16 protein-coding genes are annotated in these 14,380 nt (G+C 70.9%); 8 read left to right on the top strand and 8 right to left on the bottom strand.

Annotated elements, in window-relative coordinates:
• Positions 1-268: 268 nt before the first annotated feature.
• The 7 genes from VE546_RS08770 to VE546_RS08740 all read left to right on the top strand — a co-directional run bounded on the left by VE546_RS08770 (position 269) and on the right by VE546_RS08740 (position 5,297).
• On the top strand, positions 269-550 hold the full coding sequence (locus tag VE546_RS08770) for a metal-sensitive transcriptional regulator (protein ID WP_324920365.1): 282 nt from the start codon (positions 269-271) through the stop codon (positions 548-550).
• A 62-nt stretch (positions 551-612) separates the two neighbouring features.
• Positions 613-981 (top strand): BlaI/MecI/CopY family transcriptional regulator, encoded by a 369-nt coding sequence (locus VE546_RS08765; protein WP_324920363.1) that lies wholly within the window; start codon positions 613-615, stop codon positions 979-981.
• The gene (locus VE546_RS08760) at positions 978-1,880 is read left to right on the top strand and encodes a M56 family metallopeptidase (protein WP_324920362.1); all 903 of its coding nucleotides are present in this window, start codon (positions 978-980) and stop codon (positions 1,878-1,880) included. The genes VE546_RS08765 and VE546_RS08760 overlap by 4 nt, the downstream gene beginning before the upstream one ends.
• Before the next feature lie 190 nt (positions 1,881-2,070).
• A complete protein-coding gene (locus tag VE546_RS08755) occupies positions 2,071-2,562 on the top strand; it encodes a GNAT family N-acetyltransferase (RefSeq protein WP_324920360.1) in 492 nt (163 codons plus the stop codon).
• Between the two features lie 169 nt (positions 2,563-2,731).
• Positions 2,732-3,646: a class I SAM-dependent methyltransferase gene (locus VE546_RS08750; RefSeq protein WP_324920358.1), complete on the top strand. Its 915-nt coding sequence runs from the start codon at positions 2,732-2,734 to the stop codon at positions 3,644-3,646.
• A 203-nt stretch (positions 3,647-3,849) separates the two neighbouring features.
• On the top strand, positions 3,850-4,806 hold the full coding sequence (locus tag VE546_RS08745) for a helix-turn-helix transcriptional regulator (RefSeq protein ID WP_324920357.1): 957 nt from the start codon (positions 3,850-3,852) through the stop codon (positions 4,804-4,806).
• 68 nt (positions 4,807-4,874) lie between these two features.
• Positions 4,875-5,297 carry a Fur family transcriptional regulator gene (locus tag VE546_RS08740; RefSeq protein WP_324920356.1) on the top strand — a complete coding sequence of 141 codons (423 nt, stop codon included), beginning with the start codon at positions 4,875-4,877 and terminating at the stop codon, positions 5,295-5,297.
• Here VE546_RS08740 and VE546_RS08735 read toward each other — a convergent pair.
• The 6 genes from VE546_RS08735 to asnB all read right to left on the bottom strand — a co-directional run bounded on the left by VE546_RS08735 (position 5,294) and on the right by asnB (position 12,435).
• The gene (locus VE546_RS08735) at positions 5,294-5,506 is read right to left on the bottom strand and encodes a hypothetical protein (RefSeq protein ID WP_324920354.1); all 213 of its coding nucleotides are present in this window, start codon (positions 5,504-5,506) and stop codon (positions 5,294-5,296) included. The genes VE546_RS08740 and VE546_RS08735 overlap by 4 nt on opposite strands.
• Positions 5,507-5,697: 191 nt before the next feature.
• Positions 5,698-7,107 (bottom strand): D-inositol-3-phosphate glycosyltransferase, encoded by a 1,410-nt coding sequence (mshA, locus tag VE546_RS08730; RefSeq protein ID WP_324920352.1) that lies wholly within the window; start codon positions 7,105-7,107, stop codon positions 5,698-5,700.
• Between the two features lie 124 nt (positions 7,108-7,231).
• Positions 7,232-8,806: a class I tRNA ligase family protein gene (locus VE546_RS08725; protein WP_324920350.1), complete on the bottom strand. Its 1,575-nt coding sequence runs from the start codon at positions 8,804-8,806 to the stop codon at positions 7,232-7,234.
• Between the two features lie 25 nt (positions 8,807-8,831).
• Positions 8,832-9,560, bottom strand: coding sequence for an SDR family oxidoreductase (locus tag VE546_RS08720; protein WP_324920348.1), 729 nt, complete (start codon positions 9,558-9,560; stop codon positions 8,832-8,834).
• An 86-nt stretch (positions 9,561-9,646) separates the two neighbouring features.
• Positions 9,647-10,630, bottom strand: coding sequence for a PrpF domain-containing protein (locus VE546_RS08715; RefSeq protein WP_324920346.1), 984 nt, complete (start codon positions 10,628-10,630; stop codon positions 9,647-9,649).
• Positions 10,627-12,435, bottom strand: a complete 1,809-nt coding sequence (asnB, locus tag VE546_RS08710; RefSeq protein WP_324920344.1) for an asparagine synthase (glutamine-hydrolyzing) — start codon at positions 12,433-12,435, stop codon at positions 10,627-10,629. Before asnB ends, VE546_RS08715 begins: the two co-directional genes overlap by 4 nt.
• 144 nt (positions 12,436-12,579) lie before the next feature.
• On the opposite strand from asnB, the gene VE546_RS08705 reads away from it, so the two are divergent.
• On the top strand, positions 12,580-13,320 hold the full coding sequence (locus tag VE546_RS08705) for a PIG-L deacetylase family protein (RefSeq protein WP_324920342.1): 741 nt from the start codon (positions 12,580-12,582) through the stop codon (positions 13,318-13,320).
• A 75-nt stretch (positions 13,321-13,395) separates the two neighbouring features.
• On the opposite strand, the gene VE546_RS08700 is transcribed toward VE546_RS08705, so the two are convergent.
• Together VE546_RS08700 and VE546_RS08695 are read right to left on the bottom strand one after the other, a co-directional pair.
• Positions 13,396-14,073, bottom strand: coding sequence for a maleylpyruvate isomerase family mycothiol-dependent enzyme (locus VE546_RS08700; RefSeq protein WP_324920340.1), 678 nt, complete (start codon positions 14,071-14,073; stop codon positions 13,396-13,398).
• On the bottom strand, positions 14,073-14,380 hold a 308-nt coding region (locus VE546_RS08695), incomplete at its 5' end, for an adenosylhomocysteinase (RefSeq protein WP_324920338.1). The genes VE546_RS08695 and VE546_RS08700, both read right to left, overlap by 1 nt.

Below are 14,380 nucleotides of genomic sequence, written 5' to 3'. Positions count from 1 at the left end.
CTGTTCTGGGCCTTCGCCTACAACGTCGCCGCCCTGCCGCTGGCCGCCGCCGGCCTGCTCAACCCCATGATCGCCGGCGCCGCGATGGCCTTCTCCTCGGTCTTCGTCGTCACCAACAGCCTGCGGCTGCGCACCTTCCGCGCCGAAGCCTGACCACCACGCCCGGAAACCGACGTCCGCACCACACCCAGGGGCCGGGGCACACCGCCCCGGCCCCGTCCTCGTACCCATGCCGTTCCCCGCTGGATTCTCATGAGATGAGGCACCGATGACCGGTTACGAGAAGCACAAGGACGACATCCTCAGGCGCTTGCGCAGGATCGAGGGCCAGGTGCGCGGACTGCAGCGGATGGTCGAGCAGGACGCCTACTGCATCGACGTGCTCACCCAGGTGTCCGCGACCAACGCGGCCCTCCAGTCCTGCGCCCTCGCACTCCTGGACGAGCACCTCAGCTGCTGCGTCAGCGAGGCCATCGGACGCGGCGGGGACACGGCGCGGGAGAAGGTGAGTGAGGCATCGCGAGCCATCGCGCGGCTCGTCCGGTCGTGACCGGAGGGTATGGCCGTACGATGTGGCTCGGCCGCGACCGCGGGGCCGCAGGAGGGGGAAGAGTGCGCCGGCTGGGCGATTTGGAAGCCGAGATCATGGATCGGCTCTGGCGGTGGCGCAGAGCGGCTACCGTCCGCGAACTCGTTGACGACATCAACCTGGTCCGGCCGGTGGCGTACACCACGGTGATGACCGTCGCGGACATCCTGCACCGCAAGGGCATGCTGCGCCGTGAGAAGGCGGGGCGAGCCTGGATGTACCAGCCGCTCTACAGCCGTGAGGAGTACACCGCCGGTCTGATGCGTGAGGCCCTGGGGCACACCGAGGACCGTCAGGCCGCACTGATGCGTTTCGTCGAGCGCATGTCGCCCGAGGACGTCGAGGCGCTCAGGGCGGCACTCCGTTCCACCGGGCGGGAAGGTTCCCTGTGATCCACCACCTGCTGCCTCCGCTGGGAATCGCCGCAGGCGCCGGAGTGGTCGCGCCGCTCCTCCTCGCCCGCGCCCGCTGGACCCACCACGCGCCGAGACTCGCCATCGGTGTGTGGCTGGCTCTGGCGGGCGCGCTGACGTTCTCAGGGGGACTCGTCCTGGCTCAGTTGCTGCTGTTCCTGGCGGGGGCGCAGGACGCGCTGGGACTTCTCCTGGCGTGTGCGGCCGATTCGGAGCGCACGCCGGCCGACTGGTACCTGTCGGCGGTCGTGGGAGTCTCGGCGGCCGCGGCCGTCGGACCTCCGGGCGGGGCCCTGATCCGCGAGGGCATGCGGACCCGGAGATCGCGCATCCGGCACGCGCAGATACTGCGGCTCGTCGGACGGCGGTCCGCCCAACTCGGTGTGACCATCCTCGACCACGAGATCCCGGCGGTCTACTGCCTGCCCGGCCGGCCGCCGGAGATCGTGGTGAGTTCCGGTGCCGTACGCGCCCTGAACACCAGGCAGTTGTCGGCAGCGGTGGAGCACGAGCGGGCCCATCTGACCGGGCGACACCATCTGCTGTTCATCGCGGCGCAGGCCCTCGGCACCGCCTACCGGTGGCTTCCGCTCGGAGGCAGCCTGCGCCGGGAGGTTCCCCTGCTGCTGGAGATGGCGGCCGACGACCGTGTGCTGCGGCGGTGCACACGCCAGGAGCTCGTGGTGGCCCTGTACGAGACGGCCGCCGGACAGGTCCCGCAGGGAACGTTCGCGCTGGGGGGTCTGTCCGCCGCACTGCGGGTGCGCCGCATTCTGGCGCCGGGCCGACCGCGCTGTGCGGCCGCGTGCGGCGCACTCACGATCCTGGTGATGAGCGCGACGGTCATTCCCGTACTTGCGGCGTGCTGCTCAATCTAGTTATCCGCCTACTGATTTACTAAGTAATTTCGTAGAACTGCAGGACCGGTTCGGGAACTTTCTCGAAAAGAGATCACTCGAATCATGAAGGCCTTGTTAAGTTCTTCCCGGAAGGCCTGTATGCATCACCGTCAACGGGGCTATCGTGTACCGCTGCCGGGCGACTTCGCCCACAGGAGGGATGAGCGTCATGGGCCAGGTGGAAGTGCGGTCGGCGGTTGTGTCCGAGGCCTCCGCGGTGTCCCGGGTGATGGCCGACTCACTACGGGACAGTTACCTGGAACTGCTCGGGAAAGCCGAGGTGGAACGCCTCGTCAGCCGCTACTGCTCGCTGTCCCGCATTCGTACGGAAATTGGTGCGCCCGGCAGCGGACCGGGGTGGCAGGGATGGCTTGTCGCGGTGGAGCCGGACGGGCAGGTGCTGGGCGTGGCGGCCGGCGGCGTCGCCGAGGCCGGGGCCGGTGAGGTGTACTGCCTGTGCGTGACCGCGGAGCGCCGGCGCGAGGGCATCGGCAGCGCACTGCTGGCCGCGCTGAGCGAGCAGCAGTACGGAGCCGGAGCCCACCACCAGTGGATCTCCCTGCACTCTCCCCGGGATCCGGCTCTGCCCTTCCTGGAGCGGCACGGCTTCCGCCCGGCGAAGGAGTCCTCCGGCAGCGCGCGTTACGTACGCGCCTTCTGAACGGGTCACTCCTCCGGGGTGGCAGATCCACGCCATCGCGTGGACACGCAGCGACTCCGGGTAGCACCCGGAGTCGGCCGCGGGTCACGATTTCCTCCGGGGCGCGGGCCCGGCGGCACGGGCGCCGCTCCTGGACGGCAGGGGTACGGCCGAGGACCCTGGAGGAGCGATGGACACGCAGACGAGCACCACCGTGTCGGCCCTGCTCGATCTCTCGGATGACGGCGTTCACGCGGCTCTTCCGGAGTTGGAGCGCGACGGCGGCGCCCGTACCCTGCCGTCCTTGTCCGCCGAGGACGGTTCCGGCGCCCTGTGGCTGCCCGGCCTGGAGTGCGTGTCCGCCCAGGGGCCGGACACCCTGTGGCTGCACGACGCCCTGTTGGGGCCGTACAGCGCCGACATAGTCGGCTACCTCGGCCTGGTCCGTGCCACCGGTGGCCCCGTGCTCGACCTGGGGTCGGGGGCAGGACGGCTGGCCGTCCCCTTCGCCCGGCACGGTTTCGCCGTGGTGGCCGTGGACCGGGACGGTCCCAGTCTGCTGCGGCTGCGGCAGTGGGCCCGGCGGATCGGCCCCCGCACCGACCGGCTGGTGACCACGGTGCGGGCCGATCTGACCGAACTGCGGTTGCGCGGCCGGTACCAACTGGCAGTGCTGGCCGGAGCGATGATCACTGCGGTGCCTCCCCACGCACGCCCGGCGCTTCTGCGCGAGATAGCCTCCCACCTGGGCACGGGAGGGCTCCTGGCCCTGGACTTCCCGGACCACGCGCCGGCCCGGCTGGCCGAACGTCCGCGCCGCGCGTTCGCGTTCCGGGTGCCGCGCTTCGACGGGGTGACCGAGACGGTCGTGGCCAGACAGGTCTTCGACCTGGCCGACATGAGCGAGCGGATCACCTACTACTGCCGCTGTTCCACCCCCCGGGGCGTCCATCTGCGGACCCTGACCACGCACAAGTGGCTGGTCGATCCGGAGCGGCTGGCCCGTGACATCCGCGAGGCGGGCATGTGCGTCGCCCAGCGCTGCCGTCATCGGATCGACTCCGTGACCGAACATGTGCTCTTGATTTGCCGCCCTGGCGCATGATGGGGTGACCGAGGCCGCGGAATGGCCGGAGACAGGCCTTCTCCTGGGACAAGTGCGGGTCGCATGGAGTGCGGTAAGGACGGGCGAGGGGGGATTACCGCAACGTGTCCAGATCTGGTGCTGGCGGACGCGCCGGTTCACAAGACGTCGCACTCCGCCTCTACCAGGCGCTGCGGGCACGCGGAGCCGCGGGATTCACCGCGGTGGCGGACGAGTTGGGTCTGAAGGCGCACGAGGCCGCCCGGCACCGGGACGAGTTGGAGCGGCTCGGTCTGATCGTGGCCACCGCATCGCTGCACACCGACGGTCTGGAGGCGAATCCCGGCTGGAGGCACGAGGACGCCGACGACGCCGTCACCGTCATCGCCCCCGAGGTGGCCTTCCTGCGCCTGCTGGAGCAGGAGCAGGGAATGCTGCGCGAACGGCTGCGGCAGGCCGACCAGGCCTACACCATGCTGGAGACGCTGGCCGGCCGTTTCTTACGGGCCGGTTCCGTCACCGACTCCGAGGTCGAGGTCGAGGTACTGACCGACTACCGGCGCATCCAGCAGGTCGTCGAGGACATGCTGGACGTCGTGCACGACTCCATCGTCTCCATGCACCCGGGCGCCATCGACACCAGCACGCTCGACCGGTCGCTGGGCCGGGACAAGCGGATGGTGGACGAGGGAGTGCGCGTACGGGTCATCTACAACCAGCGGTTCGCGTCCGTGCCGACACTCGCGGAATTCTTCCGGAACCAGGTCGAGGTCGGCGTGGAGGTCCGGCTCTCCCCCGTCGTGCCCATGAACATGATCCTCGGCGACCAGCAGTTCGCCCTGCTTCCGGCGAACCCGGACGACCACACCGCCGGAGCGATCCTGGCCAGGGGGCCGGCGCTGGTGCGGTCGTACCTGGCCGTGTACGAGTACTGCTGGCACACCTCGTCGGCGTTCGGCGAGGAGGAGAACGCCGAGCGCGGCGGGGACGGGCTGACCGAGCAGCAGCGCGCGGCGCTGCGCATGCTGGCCACCGGCATGAAGGACGAGAAGATCGCGCGCAACCTGGGCGTGTCCCTGCGCACCGTCAGCCGTCTGCTCTCCGAGGTGATGCAGGAGCTGGGCGCCAGCAGCCGCTTCGAGGCCGGGGTGAAGGCGACCCGGCTGGGCTGGCTCGATTAGCCCCCGTCACCTGTCCGGCCAAGATGTACGATGGACACAAACTTTTGGCCGGACCACTTGGCGGAGACATGAAGCGCGACGTACTGCCGGAGCAGCGCGAGGCGGCGATTCAGCAGCTGCGCGATGTCGGCCTGCGGGTGACCGGGCCGCGCCTGGAAGTTCTCCAGGTACTTCAGGAGAACGACCACATGGAGGTGGAGGAAATCGCCTCCGCCGCGCGTAAACGCCTGGGGACTCTTACCAGCCAGGCGGTCTACGAAATGCTGAAGCACTTTCTTGAGACCGGATTGGTGACCAAATTCGACCGTCCCGGTCTGCCCGCTGTTTTCGAGATGATGTCCGACCCTCATCACCATGCGCTGTGCACGCGCTGCGGACGCGTGGTGAACGTGGACGTGCAGGCTCCCGCGCCTTCGCGCAAGAGCCTGCACGGTTGGCGCCTGACGGGCACCGAGCTGGTGTTCAAGGGCGAGTGCCCCGACTGTCGCTAGCCCTGCGGGGGCAGGGGCGGCCAGTCGATGTCGCCGCCGTACGCTGCGGTCGGCGGCCAGTCGATGTCGGCCGCCGTCACCGCGTCGGGGAGGCCGATCGACTGCTCGTGCAGGGCGGCCAGTGCGGCGGAGCCGGCCACAGATGCGCACAGAACCGTGGCGACGGCCAGGCGACGCATAGCGAAAACGATCTCGCTGTACGAAGGCATGGAGGTCCTCCAGGGTGATGTACGGGTTTGCTCGTCTACCCCTCTCCCGTGCCGCCGGGAGCTCCTCAGGGGGACGCTTAAATGATCCCGCCTCACCGCTGTCGGTTCCAGGCTCGTTCGCGTCGCACACACGCCATGACACAAGCCTGTCAAGGACGCCGGAAAGGAAACGGCTGAAATCCTCCGGTGAATCAGCCGCCCACGCCCGAGCCAATATTTGATCCGGCAAAAAATATGGTACTCTCCTGGTAGCGGCTCTCTCCCTTGAGCCGGCGGGCCCCTGGCGCCTCCAGGGACAGGGCCCCGCTCGGGCAGGGGCGTGCCGCCGCCCCTGCCCACCTCCGCCCCACGGCCTCAGCGGCCCGTTGGTACACGGCGAGCGTCCGGGCCGCGGCCAGATCCCATGCCATGCCCGATGCGTGCCGGACGCCGGCCTGTCCCATGGCCTTCACCAGTTCCGGAGCCCGGGCCAGGGTCAGCAGCCGCCGGGCGTAATCCTCCGGGCGGTGGCCCCGGACCAGCAGGCCCGACACGCCCTCCCACACGGCGGTCGGCAGCCCGCCCACGTCGGCGGCGAGCACGGGAGTCCCGCAGGCCTGGGCTTCCAGGGCGACCAGGCCGAACGATTCACTGCGCGAGGGCACCACCAGGACGTCGGCGGCGCGGTACCAGTGCGCCAGCACGTCCTGGCCCACCGGCGCCTCGAAACGGACCACGTCCCCGACACCCAGCGCGGTGCACAGCTCCCTCAGCCGGTCCGGGGCGCGCAGCCCCGTGCCGCTCAGCCCGCCCACGACGGGGACGACCAGGCGTTCGCCGAGCCCGGGATCCAGACGGACGAGTTCCCCGACGGCCTCGATCAGCACGTCCGGCCCCTTCAGGGGCTGTATGCGCCCCACGAACAGCGGTATGAAGGCGTCCTGCGGCAGGCCCAGGCGCCGGCGGGCGGCCTGCCGGCCCGCACCGGGGTGGAAGGTACGGAGGTCGACTCCGGGGTGTACGACGTCGGTGCGGGCCGGAGCAGCCCCGTACAGCCGCTGGAGGGCCTCCGCCTCGTCGGCGGTGTTGGCCACCAGCCGTTCCGCGGCGTCCACGACCTGGTGCTCGCCGAGGATGCGCTCCGGGGGTTCGGGGCGGTCGCCCTCGGCGAGTGAGGCGTTCTTCACCCGGCCCAGCGTGTGCATGGTGTGCACCAGCGGAACCCCCCACCGCCGGGTCACGTTCCGGCCCACCTGCCCGGACAGCCAGTAGTGGGAGTGGACCAGGTCGTAGGGGCGGCCGTCCTCGGCCGCGGCGCGCAGCAGGGCCTGCGAGAAGTCGTCCAGCGTGCCGGGCAGGTCCTCCTTGGCCACGGCACGACAGGGGCCGGCGTGCAGATGGCGCACGGTCGTCCCGGGAGCCAGGGGCACCCGCGCCGGCAGGCCCTCGCCCCGGCACCGGGTGAAGACGTCGATCTCGGCGCCGAGCCGGGACAGGCTCCGCGAGAGTTCGACGATGTACACGTTCATCCCGCCCGCGTCGCCCGTGCCGGGCTGGTGCAGCGGTGAGGTGTGGACGCTGAGCATGGCGACACGGAGCGGCCGCGCGCTGGTGGCGGACATGTGTTCTCCTCGACGGTCGGGGCGCGTGCCGCCGCCGTGGGGACCGGGACGGCACGCGGCAAACAGACGGGCCCCGAGGCGTGGAAGCTCCGGAGCCCGATGGGAGGCAGCCAAAGGCGAAGGGTCAGAACCCGAAGATCGGGCCCGTCGGTGGCGACAACCGGGTGTCGGCTGCGGGTGCGGTGAGGGCGTCGGCGGTGACGGCACGCCCTGCCGGAAGCCCGAGCGCGGCCGCCAGGCGGTCGGCTCCCTCCGGCATCACCGGGCGGGCCCAGGCGGCCAGCGCTCCGGCCACCTGGAGCTGAGCCACGATCGCGGGCGTGCAGGAGCCGTACCCCGCGGGGCGGTGCCGCTCGTACGCGTTGATGTGGCCGAAGTCGTCGGCGGAGCGGACGACTTCGTCCAGCAGGGCGACGGCGCGGCGGGGGTCGAACGACTGCGGCTCGTAGGCCTCGCGCAGTTCCCCGGCGGTGCGGAGCATCCGCTCGTGGAGGATGGTCCAGCCCGCTCCCCCGGGCGCGGCGTCCGGCACCAGGCCGGCGGACTCCTCCCGGACCGTGGCGAAGAGTCTGCCCAGCCAGCCGTTCCAGGTGGCGTCCAGTAACTGGCGCGTCCGCTCCAGGTCCGAGCGGCTGAACGGCATGGCCCTGCCGGTCGGCCGTGTCTGCAGCACATGGCGGCGCAGGGTGTCGGAGCCGAATTCCGTGAGCAGGTCCAGGGCCCAGACGGCGGAACGCCGGCCGGTGCGGCTGTCCTCGATGTGGAGGGATTCGCTGACGCAGAAGGAGTGCCTCAGCTTCACCCCCTGGGCCATGACGAGCACGGGCAGCAGGACGGCCTGGCAGAAGACGTGGCCGGCGCCGCAGAAATGGACGGTCTCCTCCGGCGTCGTCCGGTGGTCCGGCCAGCAGCCGTAGAGGTGCATCGCGACGTCTTCGAAGCAGACGTCGAGACGGTGGTCGGGGAAGTCGTCGCCGGGAACCGGCAGTCCCCAGTCGGCCGGGTGGCAGACGGCGATGTCGGGCAGCCCGTCCTCGGCGAGCCCTTCGCACAGCGCGGCCACCCGCGGCGGGAGGTCGCTGGTCCGCCAGTGGTCGGCGAGCTGGTCGCGGAAGGGTTCCAGCGGCAGGTACAGACGGCGGCAGCGGCGCAGTGCGGCCGGGGTGTCGCACAGGGAGCAGCGGGGGGAGAGGAGTTCACCGCAGTCGTTGGGCCGCGCGCAGGCGTAGCAGATCCCCCCTGTGCAGGGCTGCCCGCAGTGCGGGCACTCGCCGGCCGCGTGGGCTCCGTACAGCCAGCGTCCGCACGGCTCGCAGTAGGGCATCAGCCGGGTGCGGGGGGCGATGACGCCGTCGGCGCGGAGGCGGGAGAAGAGGTTCTGCACCCACTGGCGGTATTCGGCGGAGGAGCGGGGTTCGGTGATCAGGTCGAACTCGACTCCGGCGCGCAGCAGATCCGCGCATATGGCCTGGCGGTACCCCTCCGCGACCTCCTGGGGTTTGCGTCCGTCCCGCAGGGCACGCAGCTCGACGGAGCTGTTGTGGTCGGAGGTTCCGGTGACGAAGAGGACGGACCGGCCGTCCGCGCGCAGGTAGCGGCTGAGCACGTCGGCGGCGACATAGGGCCCGGCCAGGTGCCCTATGTGGAGCTCGCCGTGGGAGGCGGGCGGGGTCGCGGTGATCCAGAGCGGGCTGCTCATGGGCGGACCTCCTTGATCCTGCTGACTAGCGGGGCTCGAAGTGGAAGGAGCGGATGAAGCAGTCCCGCGGCTGCTCGATCGCGTAGACGATGCATTCGAAAAGCGCCTGAGTGGTGAGTTTCTCGTCGGGGTCCCCGCCTATTCCCTCCCATTCCACGGACCGGGGGTCGGAGGTGGAGAAGTCGGGCGGGTAGAGCGAGAAAACGCGGACCCCGGAGGGCCGGAGCCGGTGGGAGAGAATGTCGGCGAATCCCGCCTGCGCGCTCTTCGCGGCGTAGAAGGCGTCGTGCGCCGTCGACCTTCCCGCCAGGTCGGGGCCGCGGACCGCGACCATGTTGACGATGTCCGGCCGCTGGGACGCGCGCAGCAGCGGCAGGAAGTGTTTGACCATCAATACGGTGCCGCCCGCGGTGGATTCGATGGTCTCCACGATCTGGGCGTCCGAGGCGTCGTCGAGCTCGGTGCCGTCCAGCCACCGCGCCCCGTTGTTGACCAACAGGTCGATCCGGTCGGTGTACTCACCCACTTGCCGAGCGAATTCCCGGATCTCCGCCGGGCGGCTGAGGTCGCAGCCGAAGGCGTGAATACGGTCGCGGGCCGATCCCATGACGTCCGCCAGGGTGCGCTCGGCCGCCTCGACCGTACGGGCCGAGACGAACACCTCGGCCCCCAGGTGCGCGAACCCGATGGCGAGGGCGCGCCCGAACTCACGGGAGGCGCCGGTGACGACGACACGCAGATTCTCGAATTTCATACCGTCCAGCTCTCCCCGCTCGGCTGAATGTTCCCGAAAATCCTGACAGACGACGCGGAGGAGATCTGCGTGCGGAAGAGGCAGGTTCACGCAGTGGCGTGGATGCGCCACGGCAGCCGGAGGCCCGTCTCCAGTACTCGAACACGTTTGCCTCCGACGCTGACGCGCCGGAGGCGCCGGGGGTCCCCGCCGGACGGGGCGGAGGTCTCCAGGGTGACCGACACGGTCCCGGAGGGGGTCTCGACGGCCAGGGGGCTCGGCCCGCACCCGGCGGAACGTGCCAGGCGGTGCGGGATCGTTCCGTCGATGGCGACGGCCGCGGCCAGGCAGGCGAGCCCGGTGAGCGCGAAGGCGGGGTGCCATCCGGGCTCGGTGAGGGACCGGGCGGTCAGCAGTCCCGGCCGGCCGGCCGCCAGCACGGCGATCTTGGGCAGGAGGCTGCCTTCGGGGAGCCGCAGCATCGCGCGCGCCGCCGTCCGCAGCCGCTCCAGGCGCGCCAGGACGTCGGGGCCGGCCCCGAACAGGGTCCGGGCCCCGCGCAGTCCCAGGTCCGCCGCGGCGACGAACACATAGGGGTTGCCGAACCGGACCGCGGAGCCCGTCAGCACCCCCTCGTCGGTGACCAGGGCGTCGGTGGCCCGGCCGGTGGGCAGCAACCACGGCAGCGGCGGCGCCGTGTCCGGGAGGAAATGCAGGGTGTAGGTGCCGTCCCGGGCCCGTTCGCACACCACCGAGTCCCCGGTGTTGAGGACCCGGACGCGCAGTGGCCGGCCCGCGGCCCTGGTGGCCACGGCGGCCAGGAGGGAGTGTCCGCAACTGCTGTCGAAGGAGAACTCCCCCGGGTCCCGTGCCAGGCCCTGGACGAAGCGGTAGTCCAGGTCGTACCCGGGCCATGGGGAGGAGCGGACGAGTGCGAACTTCAGGACCGGGCCGTACTCGGCGTGCCCCAGGAAGAGGCGTGCCTCGCGCAGCACGGCGGCGATACCGGCGTCCGTCCCGGGAAGCTCCTCGGCGTCGAGCACCAGGGTCGGTCCCGGGGCGCCCTCGGCCATGGCGAGATGGACGCTCATGCGGCCATCCCGGCGAAGGACTCGGGGCGGGGCAGCGTCGCACGCAGGACACGCAGTTCCTCGCTCCACAGCTCATGGACCAGCAGGGCCCACAGCGCGGCGGCGGTCACCGGGGTGGGCTCCCGCAGGTGGGTGGTGAACAGGTCGCGGACGCCGCGCTCGCACAGGCGCCCGTCGCGGCGGAGGTGCCCGGGGCACAGCATGTCCTGGGCCAGGGCCATGAGGGGGGTGCCGCGGACGAGCATCGCCTCGACGGGCAGGTGGAAGGGCTGCTTCGGGCGGCGGAGCACGGCCTCGGGCAGCAGTCCCCGCGCGGCCGCCGCCAGTGCCTTCTTGCCCCTGCGCAGATGGGACGGGAGCCGCTGGGCCAGTGCGGAGACGGCCGGCTGGAGGTACGGCATCCGTGCCTCCACCGCCCAGGCCATGCTGAGGTGGTCCAGGCGGCGCAGGTGGTACGCCGGCAGCCTCTGCAGGGTCTCGAACGTCGTCAGTGTGGTGTGCCGGTCGTCCGTCGCCGACCGCAACTGTTCGATGATCCGCTGCTCGGCCGTGCCCCGGTCGGCGAGGAAGGCGCGGTAGTCGGAGGTGTAGAGCGACTCGCGCAGCGGACGGGGGACCGCGGCGAGCGAGGTGACGTAGGGGGTCACCCAGTCGGCCCGGGCCGGTGCGGCCAGGGCGGCGCGCATCCTGTCGTACCCGGTGAAGAGCTCGTCGGCGCCGTCACCGGTGAGGGCGACGGTGAAGCCCTCGCTGCGGACGGCGCGGAACAGCGCGTAGGTGCTGAGCGTGATGGGGTCGGCGTTGGGCTGCCCCAGGTGCCAGACGGTGCGTGGCAGCAACTCGGCGAATTCGGCCGGGTCCGCGTCGATCTGGTGGTGGACCGTGCCGCTGCGGTGGGCGACGGCTCGGGCGAACCCGTCCTCGTCTCCGGGCCACCGGCCCTTGTAGGTCAGGTGGAAGGTGTGCAGCGGCTCCCCCCGTACCTCCCAGGAGTGCTCCGCGGCCAGTGCGGTCACCAGGCTGGAGTCCAGGCCTCCGCTGGTGATGGCGCAGACCGGGACGTCGGCGCGGGCCAGGCGGCGGACCTCGTGGCGGAGGACGCCCAGCAGGTCCGCGCGCGGACGCCCGCCGCCGCGGGGCTGCCGGCGGTGGACGCGCAGACCCCGGCCCCGGGTCGCCACCGCGGTGGCTCCGGGGGGCAGGGTGCGGATTCCGCGGAGCGCGGACTGCTGTCCCAGGCAGGTGCGGGTCGTCAGGTACTCGTCCAGCGCCTCCTCCCGCTGCTCGGTGGGCACCTGGGGGAAGGCCAGCAGCGCGGGCAGTTCGGAGGCGAAGCACACGCCGCCGTCCGGCGCGGCGTGGTAGTAGAGCGTCTTCATGCCGTGGTCGTCGGTCGCGAGGACCAGTTGGGGGCCGGCAGCGCGCAGATCGACCAGGGCGACGGCGAACATGCCCTCCAGGAGACCGGCGAAAGCCGGCCCGTATTCGGCGTAGAGGGCCGGCAGCAGCGTGCCGTCGCAGTTGTCGGGGAAGACGTGCCCGCGTCCGCGGAGGTGCCGGCGGAGTTCGCGGTGGTTGTACAGCTCGCCGTTGAAGACCGCGACGACACCCGGCGCCGTGTCCAGTTGGTAGGGCTGGGAACCGCCGGAGGGGTCGGTGACGGCGAGGCGGTTGCAGCCCAGGGACCAGCCGGGCCCCCTCCTCACCCCGTGGGCGTCGGGTCCGCCGTGCCGCTGGCGACTGGCGACGACCGCCAGGTCCTGGGCTGCCGCCGCGGCAGCGAACGAGCCGAAGATCCTGCACATGACGACCACCTCCGAACACACCAACACCAGACGGAATCAATAATTTGAATCTATCAAATTTTTATGTGACGCGAAAGTGCCATGGCGCGAACCGGCCATGCGCCACCGCTTGCCGAAGCGGCCGGCACGCAACAGGCTGACCGCATGAGCGACTTCACCTTCGGCGCGGCCGCACGGAGTGCGCCCGACAGCCTGCTGGTTGTGGCCGCGCATCCCGACGACATCGAGTTCTGTGTGAGCGGCACCGTCATGCAGTGGGCGGAACGCGGCACCCAGGTGACCTACTGCATCGTCACCGACGGCGACGCGGGAGGATACGACGAACGTCTGCCGCGGCAGGCCATGGCGGATCTCCGCCGGGCCGAGCAGGTGCACTCCGCCAAACTCAGCGGAGTGCAGGACGTCCGGTTCCTCGGCTACCCCGACAGCAAGGTGGAACCGAGTGTGGAGCTGCGCCGCGATCTGTGCCGGGTCATCCGTGAGGTGAGACCGCAGCGCGTCATCATTCCCAGTCCGGAGATCAACTGGGCGCGCGTCGCCGACCTGCACCCGGACCACCGGGCCGTCGGTGAGGCCGCCCTGCGGGCCGTCTACCCCGACGCCCGCAATCCCTTCGCGCACCCGTCCCTGCTCAAGCACGAGGGACTGCGGCCGTGGATCGTCCCGGAGACCTGGCTGATGACCGGTCCGACGCCCAATCAGTACATCGACGTCACCGCCGTCTTCGACCGCAAGGTGGAGGCGTTGCGCATCCACACGTCGCAGACGGCGCACTTCGAGGATCTGGCCGGACTGCTCAGGGACTGGCTGTCGGAGCACGCCCGCGCGGGCGGGCTGCCTCCGGGACGGCTCGCCGAGGCGTTCCAGATCGTACGAACGGCGTGACCGGTCGCCTCTTGGGTGAAGGCGACCGGTCATCACCGCGTTTCCGTACTCCTCCTCTTCCGGTTCCGCCGGTGTTCAGCGGTAGATCACCAGCTCCTTCTCCTCGGCCCCGCTCAGCACGTACCGTGCGCCGACCACAGGCCGGCCCGCGTAGAGGCGGATCAGGGTCGGAAGGTCCGCCTCCAGACGCGCCGGCGGCCGCCCGTCGACCGGATTGCCCAGGAGCAGGGTGCCCCGGGGGGAAGCGGAGCCGTCGCTGATGGTCGCCTCCACTCGCGGGGTGGACCGGACGCGGCTGACGACCGTGAGGATGTCCAGCGCCTCGGCCGCCCCCTGGCCGTCGTAGGCGCCGGGCTGTGCCAGGGCGTCGCGGACGTCACCGGCATGCACCCACTCCCCCAGTGCGATCACGTCCAGCTCCCCGTCGGACGCGGCGATCACCTTTCCGGCCTCGGTGAATCCCTCCTCCAGCTCGTCCAGGATCCGGGATATGGACCAGCCGCGACGTTCCCGCACGTCGGCCGCGTTGGCCTCCGGGGTGAAGGCGCCGTCCAGGCGTCCCTCGACGATGCGCAGGAGTGCCGCGGAGCAGTGGGCCAGCAGCTCCCGCACCGTCCATCCCGGGCAGGCGGTGTGGCGCTCGTACTCGTCGGCGGGCGTACGGCGCAGCAGCGGCAGCAGAGCGTCCCGCTCGGTCAGCAGCAGCCGGTGCGGCAACCAGGGGTCCCTCGCCCGCTCTCTCGTCCCGGTCATCAGTAGCGGTAGTGGTCGGGCTTGTACGGGCCCTCGACCGGCACACCGATGTAGGCGGCCTGCTCCGGGCGGAGGGTGGTCAACCTGGCACCCAGGGCCTCCAGATGCAGCCGGGCCACCTTCTCGTCCAGGTGCTTGGGCAGCACATACACCCCGACCGGGTACTGGTCGGGCTTGGTGAACAGCTCGATCTGGGCGATCGTCTGGTTGGCGAAGCTGTTGGACATCACAAACGACGGATGCCCGGTGGCGTTGCCCAGGTTCAGCAGCCGGCCCTCGGAGAGCACGATGACCGCATGCCCGTCGG

Source organism: Streptomyces sp. (genome assembly GCF_035644915.1).
Lineage (GTDB): Bacteria > Actinomycetota > Actinomycetes > Streptomycetales > Streptomycetaceae > Streptomyces.
The sequence above is the reverse complement of the archived record's forward strand: the minus strand, read 5'-3'. Positions and strand labels throughout refer to the sequence as shown.